The following is a 21,132-nucleotide window of genomic DNA, read 5'->3' on the forward strand; positions in this document are numbered from 1 at the left end:
CAATGGCTGACTTCTTTACGAACACGGGGTTGGGGATTGGGCTGCTGGTCACGGGGCAGGTCTTGTTGATCCTGCTGCCGCTGCTGGTGTGCCTGGCGTTCCTGATGTACGCCGACCGCAAGATCTGGGCGGCCGTCCAGATGCGGCGCGGGCCCAATGTGGTGGGTGTCTTTGGCCTGCTGCAAAGCTTTGCCGACCTGCTGAAATATGTGGTCAAGGAAGTGGTGATTCCCGCCGGGGCCGACCGGGCGGTGTTCCTGCTGGCCCCGATGGTCAGCCTGGTGATGGCTCTGGTGGCCTGGGCGGTGATTCCCTTCAACGACGGCTGGGTGCTGTCGGACATCAATGTGGCGATCCTCTATGTCTTCGCGATTTCCTCTCTGGAGGTTTACGGCGTGATCATGGGCGGCTGGGCCTCGAACTCGAAATACCCGTTCCTGGGCTCGCTGCGCTCTGCCGCGCAGATGATTTCCTATGAGGTCAGCATCGGCCTGATCATCATCGGTGTCATCATCTCCACCGGGTCGATGAACTTCTCCGCCATCGTTGCGGCGCAGGAGGGGGCCGGGGGCATCTTCAACTGGTACTTCCTGCCGCATTTCCCGATGCTGATCCTGTTCTTCATCTCGGCCCTGGCCGAAACCAACCGCCCGCCCTTTGACCTTCCGGAAGCGGAATCAGAGCTGGTGGCGGGCTATCAGGTTGAATATTCCTCGACGCCGTTCCTGCTGTTCATGATCGGTGAACTGGTGGCCGTGGTGCTGATGTGCGCATTGGTCTCCCTGCTGTTCCTGGGCGGCTGGCTGTCGCCGATCCCGTTCCTGCCGGATGGTTTCCTGTGGATGTTCCTGAAGATGCTGCTGGTGTTCTTCATGTTCTCCATGGTCAAGGCGATCACCCCGCGCTACCGCTATGACCAGCTGATGCGCCTGGGCTGGAAGGTGTTCCTGCCGTTCTCGCTGTTCTGGGTGGTTTTCGTAGCCTTCGCGGCAAAATTCGAATGGTTCTGGGGCATCTATGCCCGCTGGCCCGTAGGAGGCTGACATGACACAAATCGACTATGCCCGCGCCGCCAAGTATTTCCTGCTGCAGGATTTCGCCAAGGGTTTCGCGCTGGGGTTCAAGCAGATGTTCCGCCCCAAGGCGACGGTGAACTATCCGCATGAAAAAGGGCCGCTGTCCCCGCGTTTCCGCGGTGAACATGCGCTGCGCCGCTATCCCAACGGCGAAGAGCGCTGCATCGCCTGCAAGCTTTGCGAGGCGATCTGCCCGGCGCAGGCGATCACCATCGACGCGGAACCGCGCGACGACGGCAGCCGCCGCACCACGCGCTATGACATCGACATGACCAAGTGCATCTATTGCGGCTTCTGTCAGGAGGCCTGCCCGGTGGATGCCATCGTCGAGGGGCCGAATTTCGAGTTCAGCACCGAAACCCGCGAAGAGCTGTACTATGACAAGGACAAGCTGCTGGCGAATGGCGAACGCTGGGAAGCGGAAATTGCCCGCAACCTCGAAATAGATGCGCCTTACAGATGAGTGATCCCACCAACCCCTTCGAGGCGATGATGCGCCAGGCGCAGGAGATGGCAAAGTCCTTTCCGGCAATGGATGCCTTTTCCCCCAAGGTGTTCGAGGCAATGATGGGCACCATGCCCAAGGACATGATGGAAATGATGTTCGGCAATGCCGTCAACGAGGGCGGGCTGGACGCGCGGACGCGGCTGCTGCTGACCCTTGCGGGGCTGACCATGCAGGGCGCGCAGAACGATGTTGCGGTGCGCCAGACGGTGCGCCACGCGCTGGAGGCCGGTGCCACCAAGAAACATATCACCGAGACAATTGGCCAGATGTCGGTATTTGCCGGCGTACCGGCCATGTCGCGCGCCATGGAACTGGCCGGGCAGGTCTGGGACGAAAAAGAGGGTAAGGAATGACGGTCTTTTCATTCTATCTGTTTGCCATTTGCGTGATCACGGGCGGGCTTCTGACCGTGGTCAGCCGGAATCCGGTGCATTCGGTGCTCTGGCTGATCCTGGCCTTTCTCAGCTCGGCGGGGCTTTTTGTGCTGCTGGGGGCGGAATTCGTCGCGATGCTGCTGATCATCGTCTATGTCGGCGCGGTCGCGGTGCTGTTCCTTTTCGTGGTCATGATGCTGGACGTCGATTTTGCCGAACTGAAGGCGGAGATGGCGAAATACATGCCATTGGCCCTGCTGATCGGCCTTGTGATCCTGATGCAGTTCGTCATGGCCTTTGGCGCCTGGGAAACCAACGACGCCGCCGAGGGGCTGCGCGCACAGGTGGCGGACCCGAACACCTTCAACACCGAGGCTTTGGGCCTGATCCTCTATGATCAGTATTTCCTGCTGTTCCAGCTTGCGGGTCTGATCCTGCTGGTTGCGATGATCGGGGCCATCGTTCTGACCCTGCGCCACCGCGCGGATGTGAAGCGTCAGGACGTTGTGGCGCAGATGATGCGCGATCCGGCCAAGGCGATGGAACTGCGTGACGTGAAACCGGGGCAGGGCTTGTGAAACCGGCTGTGATCATATCGGTGGCGATGGCAGACATCGCGGGCGGATTGGTCGCGAAGGATGCCTGCTGATTTATCGGCTGAGCGGCGGGTTCCCGGTGGAAGTCGGGAACACGAAAGACTAGAAGCCCGGCAACAGGGCGCGAGACGAGGGACGACATGATCGGACTTGAACATTACCTGACAGTGGCGGCGACGCTTTTTGTCATCGGCATCTTCGGGCTTTTCCTGAACCGCAAGAACGTGATCATCCTGCTGATGAGCATCGAGTTGATGCTGCTGGCGGTGAACATCAATTTTGTCGCCTTCTCCAGCTTTCTCGGCGATCTGGTGGGGCAGGTCTATACGCTGTTCGTGCTGACCGTCGCGGCCGCCGAGGCGGCGATCGGTCTGGCGATCCTGGTTTGTTTCTTCCGTAATCGCGGCACCATTGCCGTCGAAGACGTCAACGTGATGAAGGGCTGAGGGCAATGGAAACCATACTCCTTTTCGCCCCGCTTGTCGGTTCACTGATCTGCGGTTTCGGCTGGAAGATCATCGGCCAGCCAGCGGCGCAGTGGGTTTCAACCGGCCTGTTGTTCCTGGCCGCGATCCTGTCCTGGATCGTATTCCTGACCTTCGACGGGCCCACCGAACATATCGAGATCCTGCGGTTCATCGATTCCGGCAGCCTGTCCACCGACTGGTCGATCCGGCTGGACCGGCTGACCGCGATCATGCTGATCGTGGTGACGACGGTCTCCAGCCTCGTGCATCTCTATTCCTTCGGCTACATGGCCCATGACGAGAACTTCAAGGATACCGAGCAATACCGCGCCCGGTTCTTCGCCTATCTGTCGTTCTTTACCTTTGCCATGCTGATGCTGGTGACCTCCGACAACCTGGTGCAGATGTTCTTTGGCTGGGAAGGGGTCGGCGTCGCCTCCTACCTGTTGATCGGCTTTTACTATCGCAAACCCAGCGCCAATGCCGCGGCGATCAAGGCCTTCGTGGTCAACCGCGTGGGGGACTTCGGATTTGCCCTGGGCATCTTTGCCCTGTTCCTGATGACGGACAGCATCCGTTTCGACGATATCTTTGCATCGGCCCCCGATCTGGCAGAGCAGACCATTTCGTTCCTCTGGACCGACTGGAATGCCGCGAACCTGATCGCCTTCCTGCTGTTCGTGGGGGCGATGGGCAAATCGGCCCAGCTGTTCCTGCACACCTGGCTGCCCGATGCGATGGAAGGCCCGACACCGGTCTCCGCGCTGATCCACGCCGCGACCATGGTGACGGCGGGTGTCTTCCTGGTCTGCCGGATGTCGCCGCTGATGGAATTCGCGCCCCAGGCGATGACCTTTGTCACCGTGATCGGTGCCACCACCGCCTTTTTCGCCGCGACCGTGGGTCTGGTACAGACCGATATCAAGCGCGTCATCGCCTATTCCACCTGTTCGCAGCTGGGCTACATGTTCGTCGCCGCAGGCGTTGGCATGTATTCGGCAGCGATGTTCCACCTGTTCACCCATGCCTTCTTCAAGGCGATGCTGTTCCTCGGTGCGGGCTCGGTCATTCATGCCATGCATCACGAGCAGGACATGAACAACTATGGCGGTCTGCGCAAAAAGATCCCCTATACCTATGCCGCGATGATGATCGGCACCCTGGCGATCACCGGGGTCGGCATCCCGCTGACACATATCGGTTTCGCCGGCTTCCTCAGCAAGGATGCGATCATCGAAAGCGCCTGGGGCGGCGGGTCCATGTATGGCTTCTGGCTGCTGGTTGTCGCCGCTGCGATGACAAGTTTCTACAGCTGGCGTCTGATCTTCCTGACATTCCACGGCAAGCCGCGTGGCGACAAACATACCCATGACCACGCGCATGAAAGCCCGATGACCATGCTGGTGCCGCTGGGTGTTCTGGCCCTTGGTGCCGTCTTCTCCGGCATGTTGTGGTACGGCAGCTTCTTCGGCTCGACCGAGGAGATGGCAGAATTCTACGACATCCCGCTGGCCGAAATGGCGGCAGGTGGCGAAACCCATGCCGAAGGCGCGGGCGAAGCCCATGCCGCAACCGAAGAAGATGCCGGTCACGGCGAGACTGCCGAAGCGGGCCACGGCGAGACGGCCGAAGCGGGCCACGGCGGCGGACATCACGCAGCCTTTGGCGGCGCGCCGGGCGAGGGGGCATTGTACTTCGGTTCCGAAAACCACGTGCTGGAAGCGGCGCATGAGGCACCGGTCTGGGTCAAGGTCAGCCCCTTCATCGCGATGCTTCTGGGGTTTGTCCTGGCGCTGTGGTTCTACATCTGGAACCCGACACTGCCCGGCCGTCTGGCCGCGAACCAGCAGCCGCTTTACCTGTTCCTGCTGAACAAATGGTACTTTGACGAAATCTATGACGTGATCTTTGTCCGTCCGGCCAAGGCGATTGGCCGCTTCCTGTGGAAGCGCGGCGACGGCGACGTGATCGATGGCACCCTGAACGGGGTCGCGATGGGCATCGTGCCCTGGTTCACGCGGCTCGCCGGTAAGGCGCAGTCCGGCTATATCTTTACCTATGCCTTTGCCATGGTGATCGGGATCGCGGTTCTGGTCACATGGATGACGATGACCGGAGGGTCCCACTGATGGACACGCATCTTCTTTCCATCATTACCTTCATGCCCGCCTTTGCGGCGCTGATCCTTGCGGTGTTCCTGCGCGGTGAGGATGCGGCAGCGGCGCGCAATGCCAAGTGGCTGGCGATGATCACCACATCGGCAACCTTCCTGATCTCGCTTTTCGTGCTGTTCGACTTTGACCCCAGCAACACCGGGTTTCAGTTCGTCGAGGAATCGGAATGGCTGCTGGGGCTGAAGTACCGCCTGGGCGTCGATGGCATTTCGGTGCTCTTCGTGATGCTGACCACCTTCATGATGCCGCTGGTCATCGCGGCAAGCTGGAATGTCGAGCACCGGGTCAAGGAATACATGATCGCCTTCCTGCTGCTGGAGACCCTGATGCTGGGCGTCTTCATGGCGCTGGACCTGATCCTGTTCTACCTGTTCTTCGAGGCCGGGCTGATCCCGATGTTCCTGATCATCGGCATATGGGGCGGGGCCAACCGGATCTACGCCAGCTTCAAGTTCTTCCTTTATACCTTCCTCGGTTCCGTGCTGATGCTGGTGGCCATGGTGGCGATGTACACCGACGCCGGCACCACCTGCATCGGCGCCTGTGATGTCAGCCTGCTGAACCATAGCTTCGCCTCTGACAGCTTCAGCCTGATGGGCGTGCAGGTGATCGGCGGGATGCAGACGCTGATGTTCATCGCCTTCTTCGCCAGCTTTGCGGTCAAGATGCCGATGTGGCCGGTCCATACCTGGCTGCCCGATGCCCACGTTCAGGCCCCCACGGCGGGGTCGGTGGTGCTGGCTGCGATCCTGCTCAAGATGGGCGGCTACGGCTTCCTGCGGTTCAGCCTGCCGATGTTCCCGGTGGGGGCAGAGGTGCTGACGCCGCTGATCCTGTGGATGAGCGCGATTGCCATCGTCTATACCTCGCTGGTGGCGCTGGTGCAGGAAGACATGAAAAAGCTGATCGCCTATTCCTCGGTTGCGCATATGGGTTTTGTGACCATGGGCATCTTTGCTGCCAACCAGCAGGGTGTCGATGGTGCGATCTTCCAGATGATCAGCCACGGCTTCATCTCGGGCGCGCTGTTCCTTTGCGTCGGCGTGATCTATGACCGGATGCACACCCGCGACATCGACGCCTATGGCGGACTGGTGAACCGGATGCCCGCCTATGCGCTGATCTTCATGCTGTTCACCATGGCCAACGTGGGCCTGCCGGGCACCTCCGGTTTTGTGGGTGAATTCCTGACGCTGATGGGGACCTTCCAGGTCAACACCTGGGTTGCCGCCGTGGCGACCACCGGGGTGATCTTCTCGGCGGCCTATGCGCTCTGGCTTTACCGCCGGGTGGTCATGGGCGACCTGATCAAGGAAAGCCTGCGGTCGATCACCGACATGACCACGCGCGAGCGCTGGATCTTCGCGCCCCTGGTGGTGATGACACTGCTGCTGGGCGTCTACCCGTCACTGGTGCTGGACATTATCGGCCCCTCGGTCACGGAACTTGTTGAAAATTATGACATCGCGCTGGAGGCGGCGAGCGCCGCAATCCAGACCGCCGAAGTGTCGAACTAAAAGGACCCGTGCGATGATTTCCGCTGATCTGAACATCATCCTGCCAGAAATCCTGCTGTCCTGCTTTTCGCTGCTGGGACTGCTGGTCGCGGTTTATACCACCAAGGACAAGGTGGGGAGCCTGTTGATCTGGCTGACCGCGGCGGTCTTTGTTCTGCTGGCAGCCTGGATCGGCTTTACCGGCGAAGGCACCCGTCTGGCCTTCAACGGCATGTTCATCGAAGACGGCTTTGCCCGTTTTGCCAAGGTCACGATCCTGCTCAGCGCCGCTGCCGTGCTGCTGATGTCCGAAGGTTATATGAAAGCCCGCGGATTGCTGCGGTTCGAATACCCGATGCTGGTGGCCCTCTCCGCCGTGGGCATGATGATGATGGTCAGCGCGGGCGACCTGATGGCGCTGTACATGGGGCTGGAACTGCAATCACTGGCGCTTTACGTGGTCGCCTCCTTGCGGCGCGACTCCGTGCGCTCGACCGAGGCGGGGCTGAAATACTTCGTTCTCGGCGCGCTCAGCTCGGGCCTGCTGCTCTATGGCGCCTCGCTGGTTTACGGCTATGCGGGCACCACGCTGTTCTCCGGTATCATCCAGACCGCGCAATCGGGCGAGACCTCGCTGGGCCTGCTCTTTGGCATCGTCTTCCTGATCTCGGGCATGGGCTTCAAGGTTTCCGCCGTGCCGTTCCATATGTGGACGCCGGACGTCTACGAAGGCTCGCCCACGCCGGTCACCGCCTTCTTTGCCACCGCGCCCAAGGTCGCGGCGATGGGCCTTTTCGCCCGCGTGCTGCATGACGCCTTCGGCAATGCCGTTGCGGACTGGAGCCAGATTGTCGCGCTGCTTTCGGTGCTGTCCATGTTCCTGGGCGCCATTGCCGCCATCGGCCAGACCAATATCAAGCGGCTGATGGCCTTCTCCTCCATCGCGCATATGGGCTATGCGCTGATGGGGCTGGCCGCGGGCACCGCCCTGGGCGTGCAGGCGATGCTGGTCTATATGGCGATCTATGTAACCATGAACGTCGGCACCTTCGCCTTTATCCTGCTGATGAGCCGGGATGGCGCGCCGGTGACCGATATCGCATCGCTCAACATGTACGCCAAGACCAACCCGGGCCGGGCGCTGGCAATGCTGGTGCTGCTGTTCTCGCTGGCGGGGGTGCCGCCGATGCTGGGCTTCTTCGGCAAGCTTTACGTGCTGCGCGCCGCCTATGACGCCGGGCTGGCCTGGCTGGCGGTGGCCGGTGTGATCGCATCGGTGATCGGGGCATATTATTACCTGCGGATCGTGTTCTACATGTACTTCGGGTCCGAACAGGCGGATACGCTGGACCGGTCCGGCAGCAGCGTGCTCTCGGGCTTCCTGATGGCTTCGGCGCTGATCATGGTGCTGGGCATCATCAACATGTTTGGTGTCGAAGGCGTGGCTGCGGCCGCCGCCGGGGCGCTTGTCAACTGACCGTTCTGCGGTCTGACAGGCTGAGCTTGCCGCTTTCACGGACCCTCACCCCTTGATGGGCTGGCCCGAAGGATATGGGCGGCTGGTGCTGGACACGGTCGATTCCACATTGGCAGAGGCCGGGCGCCGGTTGCGTGACCTCTCCGGTCCGGAATGGATCCTGGCAAGGGAGCAATCCGCGGCACGGGGCAGGCGGGGCCGCGCATGGTCCACCCCCCGGGGGAATTTCGCGGCAACGCTGGTCCTGCCCAATGCCGAGGCACCGGGCATTGCCGCGCTGCGGTCCTTTGTCTCTTCGCTGGCGCTTTATCGCAGCTTTGTCGCGGTCACCGGGCAGGGAAACCGTTTTGCCCTGAAATGGCCCAATGACGTGCTGCTGGACGGCGGCAAGGTCGCCGGCATCCTGCTGGAAACAAACGGTCCGCATCTGCTGATCGGCATTGGTGTGAACCTGGCCCATGCGCCGGGCGCGGATCAGGTGGAACCGGGGGCTGTCACCCCTGTCAGCCTTGCCGGGGCATTCGGGATCGGCGTTGCGCCAGAGGCCTTTCTGGATGTGCTGGCGGCCGAATACGCGGTGCTTGAGACGCAGTTCACCACCTATGGGTTCGATCCCATCCGCACCGCCTGGCTGGCCCATGCGGCACGTCTGGGCGAGGTCATCCGCGCGCGCACGACCCGGGATGAGACCAGTGGCGTCTTTGAGGATGTGGACCAGAACGGGAATCTGATATTGAACACGGCAAAGGGCAGGGTCGCGATTGCCGCTGCGGATGTGTTTTTCTGAAAGAAGGGGGGCAGGGGATGCTCTTGGCGATTGACTGCGGGAACACCAACACGGTCTTTTCCATCTATGATGAGGGGCGGGCGCTGTGCACCATGCGCACATCGACCCATCACGCGCGCACGGCGGATGCCTATTTCACCTGGTTTTCGACCCTGCTGAACCATCATCAGATCAAGCCCGACATCACCGATGTGATCATCTCCTCGACCGTGCCGCGGGTGGTGTTCAACCTGCGTGTCTTTTCCGACCAGTATTTCAACTGCCGTCCGATGGTGGTGGGCAAGCCCGACTGCCTGCTGCCGGCCGCGCCGCGCGTGGACCAGGGCACGATCGTGGGGCCGGACCGGCTGGTCAACACCTCGGGCGCTTTTGACCGGCACGGTGGCAACCTGATCGTGGTCGATTTCGGCACCGCCACCACCTTTGATGTGGCGGGCCATGATGGCGCATATGTGGGCGGGGTCATTGCACCCGGCGTGAACCTGAGCCTTGAAGCGCTGCATATGGCCGCCGCCGCACTGCCACATGTGGACATTACCAAGCCACAACGTGTAGTAGGCACCAATACGGTCGCTTGCATGCAATCGGGCGTGTTCTGGGGCTATGTCGGCCTGGTCAAGGAGATCTGTGCCCGGATCAAGGCCGAACGCGACCAGAACATGAAGATTATCGCAACCGGCGGGCTGGCCCCGTTGTTTGCCCAGACCGAAGACCTTTTCGACGTCATTGAAGATGACCTTACGATGCACGGCCTGACCGTGATCCATAAGTATAACAAGGATAAAGCTGAATAATATGAGCAGCGAGAGATTGATCTACCTTCCCCTCGGCGGGGCGGGTGAAATTGGCATGAATGCCTATGTGTATGGCTACGGGAAACCGGGCAAGGAGCGGCTGATCGTCGTGGACATGGGCGTGGCCTTTCCCGATATGGATGGCAGCCCCGGCGTGGACCTGATCCTGCCGGACATCCAGTGGCTGAAGGAACGCCGCAACCGGATCGAGGCGATTTTCGTGACCCACGCGCATGAAGACCACGTTGGCGCCATCGCCCATACCTACGAGGCGCTGCAGGCGCCGATCTATGCCCGGACCTTCACCGCCAATATCGCGCGGCGCAAGATGTCCGAACACGGCCATCCCGATGACGCGGTGCAGACCGTGGGGGCCTGGCCGCACCAGCAGGGGGCGGGGCCGTTCCAGGTGGGGTTCCTGCCGATTTCGCATTCCATCCCTGAATCCTCCGCGCTGGTGATCGACACGCCAGAGGGGCGTCTGATCCACTCCGGTGACTTCAAGATCGACCTGACCCCCGGCGTCGGCGAAGCCTTTGACCCGGAACTCTGGGCCGAGGTCTGCAAGGACGGGATCAAGGCGCTGGTCTGTGACAGTACCAATGTGTTCTCGCCGCTGCCGGGCCGGTCGGAAGCGACGCTTGGCCCCGAGATCGAAAAGCTGATCAGCGGCGCGTCGGGCATGGTGGTTGCGACCACCTTTGCCTCCAACGTGGCGCGGGTAAAGACGCTGGCGGTCGCGGGCGACAAGGCGGGGCGCTCCATCGTGCTGCTGGGCCGTGCGATGAAACGCATGGTCGAAGCGGCGCTGGAAACCGGCGTGATGAAAGATTTCCCGAACACCGTCAGCCCCGAAGAGGCGCGCGGCATCCCGCGCGAGAACCTGCTGCTGCTGGTCACCGGGTCGCAGGGCGAACGCCGCGCGGCATCGGCCCAGCTTGCCCGGGGCAAGTATCAGGGGATCGAGATGAAGGAAGGGGACATGTTCCTGTTCTCTTCCAAGACGATTCCCGGCAATGAACGCGGCGTGATCCGCATCATCAACCAGTTCTCCGAAATCGGTGTGGATGTGGTGGACGACAGTTCGGGCCTCTACCACGTGTCCGGCCATGCGAACCGGCCTGACCTGGAAACCCTGCATGACGTGGTCAAGCCGCAGGTGCTGATCCCGATGCACGGCGAACACCGCCACCTGCGCGAACACGTCAAGATTGCCGAGGGCAAGGGCATGACCGGTGTGCTGGCGGTCAATGGCATGATGATCGACCTCAGCGGCAACAAGCCGAGCGTGGCCGAATATGTCGAGACCGGGCGCACCTATCTGGATGGCTCGGTGCAGATCGGCGCGCTGGACGGGGTGGTGCGCGACCGTATCCGCATGGCGCTGAACGGGCATGTGACCGTCACCGTGATCATGGACGAGGATGACGAGCCGCTGGGTGACCCCTGGGTCGACATGATGGGCCTGCCGGAAACGGGCCGCTCCAAGGCGCCGCTGGCCGATGTGATCGAAGCGGACCTGAGCCAGTTCCTGGGCCGGTCCAAGGCCGCCACGCTGCGCGACGATGACAAGCTGAACGAGGGGCTGAAACGCGCCGTGCGCCAGTCCGCGCAGGACGAGATCGGCAAGAAGCCGGAAGTGACAGTGGTGGTCAGCCGGTTGAGCTGACCATAGCGTCTGACGAAATACCTGAAGCATCAGGCATCACGTAACGCTTTATCGTTCCCGCCGGATCATTCGGCGGGAACATCCTCCTCCGGCGCGTCGCCGCTGCACATGTAGACCGCACCACCAACCGCAAGCACCGATACGCCCACCGCCGTCAGCGCGGCGGGGGTGGACAGGGCTGTGACCACGGTTGAGCTGGTGGCGTTCAGGTTGGTGATCAGAGTGCTGGCGCTGCCCGACAGGATCATCGCGCCGGATTTATGCGCCACGGCCACCGCCGCCGCCGGGTCCGTCACCGTTGTCAGGGCGGCATTTGCGATGGATTTTGTCACGGCCAGCGTTTCGGCCTTTGTCGTGTTCACCCGCTCGCAGACCGTCGTGCGGCAGAGCCCGCGAAAATTGCGCTCTCCGGGGACCAGGAAAAAACCGGTCTTGTCGTCCTGTGTCAGGCAATAGCCCTCGATCTGGTTGTCGGGCACCGTGGTCGCGAGGTAATCGTAGAGCACAGCGCTCAGGCAGGCGGGGGGTGTGCCCCAGGCGCGGTTCCACCTGGCCGAGGGCCAGCGCATCAGTTTTTCACGGGTTTTGACGTCTTCGGCGAAAGTGGCGAAATTATCCGCCTCGATCACGATTTCGCTGCCGTTGACCACGGCGCGGCACCGCTCTGCCGTGGCGGCAGAGGCGGAGATGATCAACAGCAGGGCAAGGAAAGGGCGCAGCATCTGTCAGGCCTTGAAAAGGGTTCGGCCCTGAATACCGCGCCCCAGAGGGGCGCGCCATGTGGTCCAGACGTCTACGCGCTGCTTTCTGCCGATGGGCCGTGACGGACCGGGGCTTTGACCTTACTCGCGGTCTTCGAAGCTCAGTCCGATGAAATCCGGGGTGTGATCACCCAGGCCCACGACGCGGTTGTCATTGCCGCGGCTGTTCTGGCTGCGGCTGCGTGAGCTGCTGCTGCTGCTGCGGTCCTGCGCATCGTTCCGGTTGGATTGCGCGGATTGCTTCGGCTCGGACTTCGGCGCGTTCTCGCGCTTGGGTTCCGGTTTTGACTGAGGTTCGGCTTTGGGCTTTGCCTCGGCTGCCGGTTTGGCGTCCGCCTCGGGCTTTGGTGCCTCTGACTTGGGCTTGCTGCGGCTGCGCGAGCGGGTTTTCCTGGGTTTGTCGGCAGTGTCATCGGCCACGGGTGCCGCCTCTGCCGCATTGCCATTGCCCAGCGGGTTGTCCAGGCGCGGGATCTCGCGTTCGACCAGACGTTCCACATCGGCGAGGTTCTTTTCGTCGCGGGGGATGCAGATCATGATCGCCTTGCCGTCACGGCCCGCGCGGCCGGTGCGGCCGATGCGGTGTACGTAATCCTCGGCATGGCTGGGCACGTCGAAGTTGAAGACATGGCTGACGGCCGGCACATCAAGGCCGCGCGCGGCCACGTCGGAGGCCACGAGAAAGCGCAGATCGCCCGCGCGGAACCCGTCAAGCGTGCGTGTGCGCTGGCTCTGGTCCAGGTCGCCGTGGATCGGTGCCGCGTCATAGCCGTATTTTTTCAACGACTTGGCCACCACGTCCACATCCATCTTGCGGTTGCAGAAGATGATGGCGTTGGTGCATTTGTCGCCTTCGCCGTCGATCAGCGCGCGCAGCAGGTTGCGCTTTTCGGTTGCTTCGCGGTCCTTGCGGGAGGCTTTGAACATCACCACGCCCTGGGTGATATTCTCGCCCGTCGTGGCCTGCCGCGCCACTTCGATGCGGGCGGGGTTGGACAGGAAAGTGTTGGTGATCCGCTCGATCTCGGGCGCCATGGTGGCCGAGAAGAACAGCGTCTGCCGGGTAAAGGGCGTGAGGCCGAAGATACGCTCGATGTCGGGGATGAACCCCATGTCGAGCATCCGGTCGGCTTCGTCCACCACCATGACCTTGACGTCATTCAGGATCAGCTTGCCGCGCTCGAAATGGTCCAGCAGGCGGCCCGGTGTGGCAATCAGCACATCCACGCCCTTGTCGATGGCGGTGTCCTGTTCCTTGAACGACACGCCGCCGATCAGCAGCGCCTTGGTCAGTTTCACATGTTTGGCATAGGTGTCGAAGTTTTCCGCCACCTGTGCCGCCAGTTCGCGTGTGGGGCAAAGCACCAGGCTGCGCGGCATCCGCGCCCTTGCGCGGCCCCGCGCCAGCATGGTGATCATCGGCAGCGTGAAGCTGGCGGTCTTGCCGGTGCCGGTCTGGGCGATGCCCAGAACGTCGCGACCTTCAAGGGCAGGGGGGATGGCCCCGGCCTGAATCGGTGTGGGGGTTTCATAGCCCGCTTCGGCAATCGCCTTGAGGACCTTGGGATTCAAGTTCAGATCAGAGAATTTTGTCATGTGTGTCCGTGTTTTGCGGACACTCATTTGGCCCGCAGCAGCAATCATGCAGGCCCCCATGGCCCAAGGCGACTTTGCCGCTACATGTTGCGACCGCATAGCAACATAACTGGCTGCGGTCAAACAGATGTCCGTTCAGCCCGCCCAATCGGGGAAATATGTGGCCAAATGGGTGCTTAGCCGCAGATCGGCGCGGTGCAGCAGGTCATGGGCCGCCAGCCGCGCGCGGTGGTCGGGCGTGTCGGCGCAGACTTCGTCGTAAAAGGCGCGCAATCCCGCTTCACCCTCTTCCGCCTCAAGGATGGCGAAGAATTCGTTCAGGGTCAGCCCGCCGCGCACGCGGGGCTTGGCGGGACCAAGATCGGCGCGGTAGGAGCCTTTCTCAAGCCGGAACCGATAGGCGGCCTGCCAGTCTTCCCAGGATTTTGCATGGGCATGGGCCAGCCGCAGCTCCGACAGCTCCTGCGTGCCTTCGATCATCTCGGACCCGCGAAAGGCGTTGTGGATGCGGATCGTGATGCCCTCCATGCCCGTCCTGACAAAGACCTTGCCGGCCAGATGGCTCAGAAACCCGCCTTTGATATATTCACCAAAGGTCGGGTACACCGCGTTCACGATGCGCTCGCGTCGGGGGCCATTGGGGATGAACCGTTTGAAGGCCGTGCCGTCACCGCCCAGCATCTCCATCGGGCGGGCGCGGGCGGTTTCCACCTCTGGCGGGACATCTGCCAGATGGTCGGCCACCGGGCGGTCACTGACCAGGAACTCGTCCACATCGATATGGGCCAGCCAGTCCACATCCCCCGCGCGGCCATAGGCATGGGTCGCATTCAGGGTCTGGCGCGACTGGTGTTTGACCGGGCGCTTGCCGATCAGCATCTTCCAATGAGCGGTATCACACAGGGTCACCCGGCATTTCGGGTGGTTTTCCAGCGCGCTCTGCGCTGCCGGGTTCGGCTCGTCCAGATAGATGAACAACCGGTGCGCGCCGGCCTCAAGGTGAAAGGCGGCAAAGCGCAGGATCTCCTCCGCCGGGGCCTTGATCGTCGCAACCAATCCCCAGCGCGGGCTCACGCCATCATTTCCTTGGTCGCGGTCAGGCGCACATCGGGATAGTCGCGGTCGATCCGGTCGATGTCCCATTGCAGGCGCGTGAGGTACACGATGTCGCCGTCGTGGTCATGGGCGATGTGCTGCTTGTTGGCCTCGGTGAACTTGTCCACCGCCTGTTTGGTGCCATTGACCCAGCGGGCCGAGGTGAATTGCGAGGCCTCGAACCGCACCGGCAGCCCGTATTCCAGCTCGATCCGTGATGCCAGCACCTCGAACTGCAACTGACCCACGACACCCACCACGAAACCGGAGCCGATGGAGGGTTTGAAGACCTTGGCGGCTCCTTCCTCGGCAAATTGCATCAGCGCCTTTTCCAGGTGCTTGGCCTTCATCGGGTCGCCTGCGCGCACGCCCTGCAACAGTTCCGGCGCGAAGGAGGGGATGCCGGTCACACGAATCGCTTCGCCTTCGGTCAGCGTGTCGCCGATGCGCAGCTGGCCGTGGTTGGGAATGCCGATGATGTCGCCGGCCCAGGCTTCCTCGGCCAGTTCGCGGTCAGAGGCGAGGAACATCACCGGGTTGGTGATGGACATCGGTTTTTTCGACCGCACATGGGTCAGTTTCATGCCACGGGTGAAATGCCCCGAGGCAAGGCGGACAAAGGCCACGCGGTCGCGGTGCTTGGGGTCCATGTTGGCCTGCACCTTGAAGACAAAGCCGGAGACGTTCTTTTCCTCCGGCAGGATCTGGCGCGGCTCGGCGGATTGGATCTGCGGTTCCGGCCCATAGGTGGCAATGCCGTCCATCAGTTCCTTGACGCCAAAGGAGTTGATGGCCGAGCCGAACCAGATCGGGGTCAGCGAGCCTTCGGCCATCAGCGCGGCATCCAGCGGCGGCATCAATTCGCGCACCATCTCCAGATCCTCACGCAGCTTTTCCAGCAGGGCAGGCGGCACATGCTGGGCCAGCTTGGGGTCGTCCAGCCCCTCGATCTTGATGCTTTCGGCGATCTTGTTGCGGTCGGCGCGGTCCATCAGTTCCAGCCGGTCGCGCAGGATGTCATAGCAGCCCAGAAAATCGCGGCCGACGCCGATGGGCCAACTTGCCGGGGTCACGTCGATGGCAAGGTTTTCCTGAATCTCGTCGATGATCTCGAAGACATCACGCGATTCGCGGTCCATCTTGTTGCAGAAGGTCAGGATCGGCAGGTCGCGCATGCGGCAGACCTCGAACAGTTTCTGCGTCTGGCTTTCCACACCCTTGGCGCCGTCGATCACCATCACGGCTGCGTCCACCGCTGTCAGCGTGCGGTAGGTATCTTCGGAAAAGTCCGAGTGGCCGGGCGTGTCTACCAGGTTGAACCGGTAATTGCGGTCCTTGCCCTGAAAATCGAAGGACATGGCAGAGGCCGAGACGGAGATGCCCCGGTCCTTTTCCATCGCCATGAAGTCGGAACGGGTGCGCCGCGCCTCGCCCTTGGCGCGCACCTGTCCGGCCATCTGGATTGCCCCGCCGAACAGCAGGAATTTCTCCGTCAGCGTGGTCTTGCCCGCGTCAGGGTGGCTGATGATCGCAAAGGTGCGGCGCCGCGCGATTTCGGGCGGCAATTCGGGGCGGTTCTGGGGGGTGTCCAACATGGATTGGCGTATATATTCGGGGCCAGTCCGGGGCAAGCGCGACCTGAGCCTGCCGGTTATTCCGCCGCTTTGGGTTGCAGGTCGACGATGGTGTTGTCCAGCGCGGTGGGATCTGTACGCACGGTTGTCTCAAGGCCGAGTTCCGGCATGATTTCCTGCATCTCGCGGCGCAAGCGGTCCAGCTGGGCGGCTGCGACGCTTTCTTCCAGTTCGATCTCGTGGACCCAATGTTTCAATTCGTTCGAAATGGCCTTGGCCTGTTCCAGCCTGCTGTTGAACAGTTCGATCTCCTGCTGGCGCTGCTCAAGGAAGCCGCGCGCGCGGGCGATCTTGTCATCGGCATAGACGGTGGCCAGCTCGCGGCTGATGTGGCTCATCTGGGCGGCGACCTCCAGCAGGGAGGGTTCCAGCGTGCTGAGGTCCGGATGGTCGCGCAGATAGGCCAGACGCTCGCGCACCGCATCGAATTCGGAGCTGAGCTTGAAGGTCTGGGCCCGGTCCGCGGCATGGACCGCGTGATAGGCACGGGCCACATCGCGCATCCCGATGGAAAAGGAACGGTGCGAGTTCTCAAGCTGCATGATGCGGCGGTTGGAGGGCAGAAAGAAACACAGGCCCACCGCCAGCACGGTCAGCCCGATCTGGGCGTACATCCCGGCCTCCGGCACCGGCTGGCCCTGGAAATAGACCGTCAGGCTGACCCAGGACCATTGCCCAAGCGCTGCCATGGCGGTTGCCGCCAGCAGGGCCAGTGCGGCCACAAGAAATATGGCCAATGCAAGGCGCTGCATCAGGTATTGGAACAGGTAAACAACAGCACGAAAATGAGACAAGCGATTATTCCCCCACGGATAACCTTCATCGGCAAGTTTATGCTGATCCAGGACTTTTGCCATGAAAAAAAAGGTTTTCGACGGAAAAGTTAACGAATCGGTGTCCTGTGACACATTCCGTTATGTGGCTGTTTCCTGATCGGGACCAATCCGGGCGCTAGCCGCCTGATTGTTCAGTCCGCCAGGAAACGAAGATTGAGGCAAGAATGCAGCCGGTAAACAGGTACAATCCCCAGGCGGTTTCGATCCGGCCGACGCCGATTCCCTTGGACAGGGTGATGTAAAGCGCGATCAGGAAAATGTCCGCCATCGCCAGCTTGCCCAGAAAGGACAGGACAGGCAGCGCACGGCGGCTGAGCAGGTCGAAATGGACCAGCGACAGGCCGATGGTCTTGATATAAGGGGCAAACAGCGCAAAGAGGGTGACCACCAGCCCCAGAAAGATGTCCGAGGCCCAGAGCGATTGCAGCCCGGTCAGCACGGAAATCTCCTCCAGCCCGAACAGTGGCAGCAGGCCCGCCCGCATCAGCGGGGCGGCCCATGCGATGGGGTAGAGAACCAGCAGCGCAAGGTTCAGCGCCCTGAGGATCACTTCAGATAGACCCGGTCATAGCGCGCGCCCAGCGATGTCAGGATCTCGTAACCGATGGTCCCGGCAAAATCGGCGATGGTATCCACCGACTGGTGCAGGCCGATCAGTTGCAGGTGTTCCGGCACCTCTGACAGGGCGGTGACATCGACGGTGATCATGTCCATCGACACGCGCCCCACAAGCGGCAGCTTGTGTTCCTCGAAGGTCAGGGTCGCGTTGTTCCCCATGGCGCGGATCAGCCCGTCGGCATAGCCGCCGCAGACGGTCGCGATGCGCATCGGGCCGGGTGCGATAAAGGCATTGCCGTAACCCACCGTCTCACCGGCTGCGATCTCGCGCACCTGCACGACGGGCAGGTCCAGGGTGACCACCGGCGTCGCATCGACAAAGGGCAGCCCGCCGTAAAGCCCGACACCGGGCCGGGTCATGTCGAAATGAAAATCCGGCCCCAGCAAGGTGCCGCCGGTCGCGGCGATCGACCGGGGCACATCCAGCCCGTCGGTCATGTCCCTGAAGTTCTGCAATTGCATGGCATTCATCGGGTGGTCCGGTTCGTCGGCACAGGCCAGGTGCGACATGATCAGCCGGGGCTTTTGCGCCAATGCGATGTCGCGCAGGGCGGACCATTCGGCAGGTTCCATCCCCAGCCGGTTCATGCCGCTGTCCAGCTGCAGGCCAAAGGGGTGGCCCGGCACCGATTCCACATGGGTGAGAAGCTGATCGACCGAATTGATCATCGGCACCAGCCCCGCCGCGCGGATCATGTCGGCGTCACCGGGCATATGGCCGGAAAAGACGTTGATGACAGGGCCGGCCCCGAGGGCGCGCCGCAGATGCACGCCTTCTTCTGCCGCATGAACGAAAAAGGTCCGCGCGCCGGCTTCGGCCAGGGCAGGGCCGACACGGGCGACACCCAGACCATAGGCATCGGCCTTGATCACCGCCGCGGTCTCGCAGGTGGAAAGGGCGTCCAGCGCGCGCCAGTTGGCGGCGATGGCGGTCAGGTCGATGGTCAGGGTCGGTGTGGTCATGGGCTCTCGTGGGTCCTATCGGGGAAAAGGGTCATCTGTCCCTGCGCTTCATCTTGGCGCTGACGCCGCGCAGGCGTTCCAGGAAGATTCCGATGATCTTGGGGTTCAGGAAAAGGCCGGGGCCAAAGCGGATGCCGAGATTGTTCAGGTTCTCGATGGAGATGGAGCGCGCGGCGCGGGAAAATCCGCCCTCGCGCGCCTCTTCAAACGTGCCGTTGACGCCCAGGGTGTCGAAACCGAAGGAATTCGAGAACAGGAAGTTCAGGCTTTCGGAATGCATGATCAGATCAGCGGGGTCATCGGTCTTGTCCAGCGTGCCGCGCGGCGGGTCGATCCGCCAGCTTTGGCCGGTATCGTCCAGGCGCACCACCACGGGCTGCAGCACCCGGATCGGAGAGAGCGTTTGCGCCAGCCGCATCGCGGGACGGGAATTGTTGGTGAAGACGCGCTTGCGCCAGGTGGCAAAGCTCTCGCGCAGGGTCCTTTCCTCCACGCTGTCATAGGTCATCAGGTCCTGGCCCGCGCGGTCATAATGTTCGGCCCAGAAAGCCACGGCGGCGGCGTTCTGGCCGGGGGGCACCGTGCCGTCGGTCACATCGCCCGGCTGCATCACACAAAGCGCAAAGGGCGCGGCCTGAAACGCCTCGATCACGTCCTTAGGCCGGTTTGCGGCATCGTTCAGATAGGCGTTGCGCTGATGGGCAAAGCTGACAAAGCTGGCAAAGGGGATCACTGTTTTCGGTTCAAGAACCTCTGCCTGTATTCTGATATTGTTCAGTTTTTCCTGCGCGGCTTCCGCGCGCCAGTCGCGGTTTTCCCGCCCGCCTTTCCAGGCGGCATAGCTGAACTGGGTCAGCAGGATGTCGCAGGTGCCAACCGCACCACGGATCTCGCGGGCGCGCTCCGGCGTGCGCACTGCGCAGTCGTTCAGGTTCAGCACATGGGTGTCGCCCATCCGCACGGAGAGCGCCGAATCGTAGAATTCATCCTTCAGGCAGGTGACGGAAACGCCGCTGCCCAGATCATGGGCCTTGCCGAATGTCAGTTCGGTCAGCGCCATCCCCTGGGCGCGCAGGAAGTCGGCAACCCGCTGATCGTCGATGTCCTGAAACAGCAGCTTGATGCCGCGCTGGCGGATCACATCGCCCCAGCGCTTGAAGAACCCGATGGAGAAATGATCGGGATGTTCATGGCTGATCCAGATGTGGGTGACGCGGGACAGCAGCTCTTCGATGCGGTCCTCGGGCGTCTCCACCAGCAGGCGCCAGCCCTTGTGAAAGGCGGGGCCGCTGTACCAGGGGTCTGACAGCAGACCAACCTGACCATGGGTCATCAGAACCGAGGCATGGTTGACGAATTCGATCTGCATCACGATGCTCCGCTGGGAAGGGTTGTTTCCGTCTAACCAAGACCACCAGGGGGGTAAAGCAGATGCAGCGGGTGAAGATCATGGCATCGCATCTGTCGCTTGTGGTCATGGCGCTGGCCTTTGCGCTTGGGCTGGCCGCGCTGCTGCGCGCCGGTCCGGGCTGGGTCTGGGCGCTGGTGCCTTTGGGCATCGGGGCGCAATTGCTGAATGAATACAACCTGCATCGCTTTGTCTTTCACCTGCATCCGCCGCGCCGGCAATGGGCCTTTGACCTGCTCTATCGCGCACATTACGGGCATCACGATTTCCCGACAAACACCGGGTTGTTCTTTGTCCCGGTCTGGGTGGCACTGCCGATGCTGGCAGGCAATTTCCTGCTGGTCTGGGGGATCGCGGCCCTGTCGGGTCTGACCGATGCGCTGTGGATCGCCGTGGCCATCGTGCCGGTGGGCGGGGTGGCGATGTTCATGGTCTATGAATGGTTCCACATGACGGCGCATCTGAACATCCCCAAGTCCCGCGTTGCCACCCATGTCACGCGCCTGCACAACCAGCACCATTTCCGCGATTTCTCAAAATGGTTCCATGTCAGCCCGGGCGGCCAGATCATCGACCGCGCGATGGGCACCGACATCGACCGCGAGGCGCTGAAGACCCGCCAGCGCATCGACTTTATCCGCACCTTGGGCATGCGGCCGGACGATCCGCGCCTGATTGCGGCACGGGCGCGCTTTGGGCCGCGCTTTGGCATCAGCGCCGCACAGATGACGCAGGCCGCAAATATGAAGTCTTCGTAACGTCACTTTATCACCGCTTGCCCTGTCCCGAGATGCGCCTAAGGT

The 21,132-nt window shown here is 62.0% G+C and carries 20 protein-coding genes; 12 read left to right on the forward strand and 8 right to left on the reverse strand.

All coding sequences use genetic code 11. The features are described from left to right. Window positions 1-2: 2 nt before the first annotated feature. The 11 genes from nuoH to PVW51_RS11510 all read left to right on the forward strand — a co-directional run bounded on the left by nuoH (window position 3) and on the right by PVW51_RS11510 (window position 11,418). Window positions 3-1,043: an NADH-quinone oxidoreductase subunit NuoH gene (gene nuoH / locus PVW51_RS11460; protein WP_269361661.1), complete on the forward strand. Its 1,041-nt coding sequence runs from the start codon at window positions 3-5 to the stop codon at window positions 1,041-1,043. 1 nt (window position 1,044) lies between these two features. Beyond that, entirely contained in the window at window positions 1,045-1,539 is a 495-nt protein-coding gene (gene nuoI / locus PVW51_RS11465; RefSeq protein ID WP_269361662.1) for an NADH-quinone oxidoreductase subunit NuoI, read from the forward strand. Then, window positions 1,536-1,937, forward strand: coding sequence for a carboxymuconolactone decarboxylase family protein (locus tag PVW51_RS11470; RefSeq protein WP_114275530.1), 402 nt, complete (start codon window positions 1,536-1,538; stop codon window positions 1,935-1,937). The genes nuoI and PVW51_RS11470 overlap by 4 nt, the downstream gene beginning before the upstream one ends. After that, on the forward strand, window positions 1,934-2,536 hold the full coding sequence (locus PVW51_RS11475; protein ID WP_269361663.1) for an NADH-quinone oxidoreductase subunit J: 603 nt from the start codon (window positions 1,934-1,936) through the stop codon (window positions 2,534-2,536). Before PVW51_RS11470 ends, PVW51_RS11475 begins: the two co-directional genes overlap by 4 nt. A gap of 158 nt (window positions 2,537-2,694) precedes the next feature. Further along, the gene (gene nuoK, locus PVW51_RS11480; RefSeq protein WP_025048953.1) at window positions 2,695-3,000 is read left to right on the forward strand and encodes an NADH-quinone oxidoreductase subunit NuoK; all 306 of its coding nucleotides are present in this window, start codon (window positions 2,695-2,697) and stop codon (window positions 2,998-3,000) included. Window positions 3,001-3,005: 5 nt separating this feature from the next. Next, window positions 3,006-5,150 carry an NADH-quinone oxidoreductase subunit L gene (gene nuoL, locus PVW51_RS11485; protein ID WP_274575170.1) on the forward strand — a complete coding sequence of 715 codons (2,145 nt, stop codon included), beginning with the start codon at window positions 3,006-3,008 and terminating at the stop codon, window positions 5,148-5,150. Further along, window positions 5,150-6,712, forward strand: a complete 1,563-nt coding sequence (locus tag PVW51_RS11490; protein WP_114275527.1) for an NADH-quinone oxidoreductase subunit M — start codon at window positions 5,150-5,152, stop codon at window positions 6,710-6,712. The genes nuoL and PVW51_RS11490 overlap by 1 nt, the downstream gene beginning before the upstream one ends. 13 nt (window positions 6,713-6,725) lie before the next feature. Continuing rightward, the gene (gene nuoN / locus PVW51_RS11495; RefSeq protein ID WP_274575171.1) at window positions 6,726-8,168 is read left to right on the forward strand and encodes an NADH-quinone oxidoreductase subunit NuoN; all 1,443 of its coding nucleotides are present in this window, start codon (window positions 6,726-6,728) and stop codon (window positions 8,166-8,168) included. 55 nt (window positions 8,169-8,223) lie between these two features. Then, window positions 8,224-8,955: a biotin--[acetyl-CoA-carboxylase] ligase gene (locus PVW51_RS11500; RefSeq protein ID WP_274575173.1), complete on the forward strand. Its 732-nt coding sequence runs from the start codon at window positions 8,224-8,226 to the stop codon at window positions 8,953-8,955. 17 nt (window positions 8,956-8,972) lie between these two features. Beyond that, complete coding sequence (locus PVW51_RS11505) at window positions 8,973-9,749, forward strand: type III pantothenate kinase (RefSeq protein ID WP_269361667.1); 777 nt, start codon at window positions 8,973-8,975, stop codon at window positions 9,747-9,749. 1 nt (window position 9,750) lies between these two features. Beyond that, window positions 9,751-11,418, forward strand: a complete 1,668-nt coding sequence (locus PVW51_RS11510) for a ribonuclease J (RefSeq protein ID WP_274575174.1) — start codon at window positions 9,751-9,753, stop codon at window positions 11,416-11,418. Between the two features lie 65 nt (window positions 11,419-11,483). Here PVW51_RS11510 and PVW51_RS11515 read toward each other — a convergent pair whose 3' ends face one another. The 8 genes from PVW51_RS11515 to PVW51_RS11550 all read right to left on the reverse strand — a co-directional run bounded on the left by PVW51_RS11515 (window position 11,484) and on the right by PVW51_RS11550 (window position 20,290). Beyond that, window positions 11,484-12,140, reverse strand: coding sequence for a hypothetical protein (locus tag PVW51_RS11515; protein ID WP_274575175.1), 657 nt, complete (start codon window positions 12,138-12,140; stop codon window positions 11,484-11,486). A gap of 120 nt (window positions 12,141-12,260) precedes the next feature. Then, on the reverse strand, window positions 12,261-13,775 hold the full coding sequence (locus tag PVW51_RS11520) for a DEAD/DEAH box helicase (protein ID WP_274575176.1): 1,515 nt from the start codon (window positions 13,773-13,775) through the stop codon (window positions 12,261-12,263). A gap of 135 nt (window positions 13,776-13,910) precedes the next feature. Continuing rightward, on the reverse strand, window positions 13,911-14,849 hold the full coding sequence (locus PVW51_RS11525; RefSeq protein WP_274575177.1) for a glycosyltransferase family 2 protein: 939 nt from the start codon (window positions 14,847-14,849) through the stop codon (window positions 13,911-13,913). Continuing rightward, a complete protein-coding gene (locus PVW51_RS11530) occupies window positions 14,846-16,465 on the reverse strand; it encodes a peptide chain release factor 3 (protein ID WP_114275520.1) in 1,620 nt (539 codons plus the stop codon). The genes PVW51_RS11525 and PVW51_RS11530 overlap by 4 nt, the downstream gene beginning before the upstream one ends. Before the next feature lie 56 nt (window positions 16,466-16,521). Further along, a complete protein-coding gene (locus tag PVW51_RS11535) occupies window positions 16,522-17,256 on the reverse strand; it encodes a DNA repair protein (RefSeq protein ID WP_274575226.1) in 735 nt (244 codons plus the stop codon). 199 nt (window positions 17,257-17,455) lie between these two features. Then, window positions 17,456-17,890, reverse strand: coding sequence for a paraquat-inducible protein A (locus tag PVW51_RS11540; protein ID WP_274575178.1), 435 nt, complete (start codon window positions 17,888-17,890; stop codon window positions 17,456-17,458). Beyond that, on the reverse strand, window positions 17,887-18,921 hold the full coding sequence (alr, locus tag PVW51_RS11545) for an alanine racemase (RefSeq protein WP_269361674.1): 1,035 nt from the start codon (window positions 18,919-18,921) through the stop codon (window positions 17,887-17,889). The genes PVW51_RS11540 and alr overlap by 4 nt, the downstream gene beginning before the upstream one ends. Before the next feature lie 31 nt (window positions 18,922-18,952). Continuing rightward, window positions 18,953-20,290 (reverse strand): MBL fold metallo-hydrolase, encoded by a 1,338-nt coding sequence (locus tag PVW51_RS11550; protein ID WP_274575179.1) that lies wholly within the window; start codon window positions 20,288-20,290, stop codon window positions 18,953-18,955. Window positions 20,291-20,352: 62 nt separating this feature from the next. Between PVW51_RS11550 and PVW51_RS11555 the strand changes: the two genes are divergently transcribed. Then, a complete protein-coding gene (locus PVW51_RS11555; RefSeq protein ID WP_274575180.1) occupies window positions 20,353-21,087 on the forward strand; it encodes a sterol desaturase family protein in 735 nt (244 codons plus the stop codon). The last annotated feature ends 45 nt before the right edge of the window (window positions 21,088-21,132 follow it).

Source organism: Sulfitobacter sp. PR48, from assembly GCF_028807335.1.
Lineage (GTDB): Bacteria > Pseudomonadota > Alphaproteobacteria > Rhodobacterales > Rhodobacteraceae > Sulfitobacter.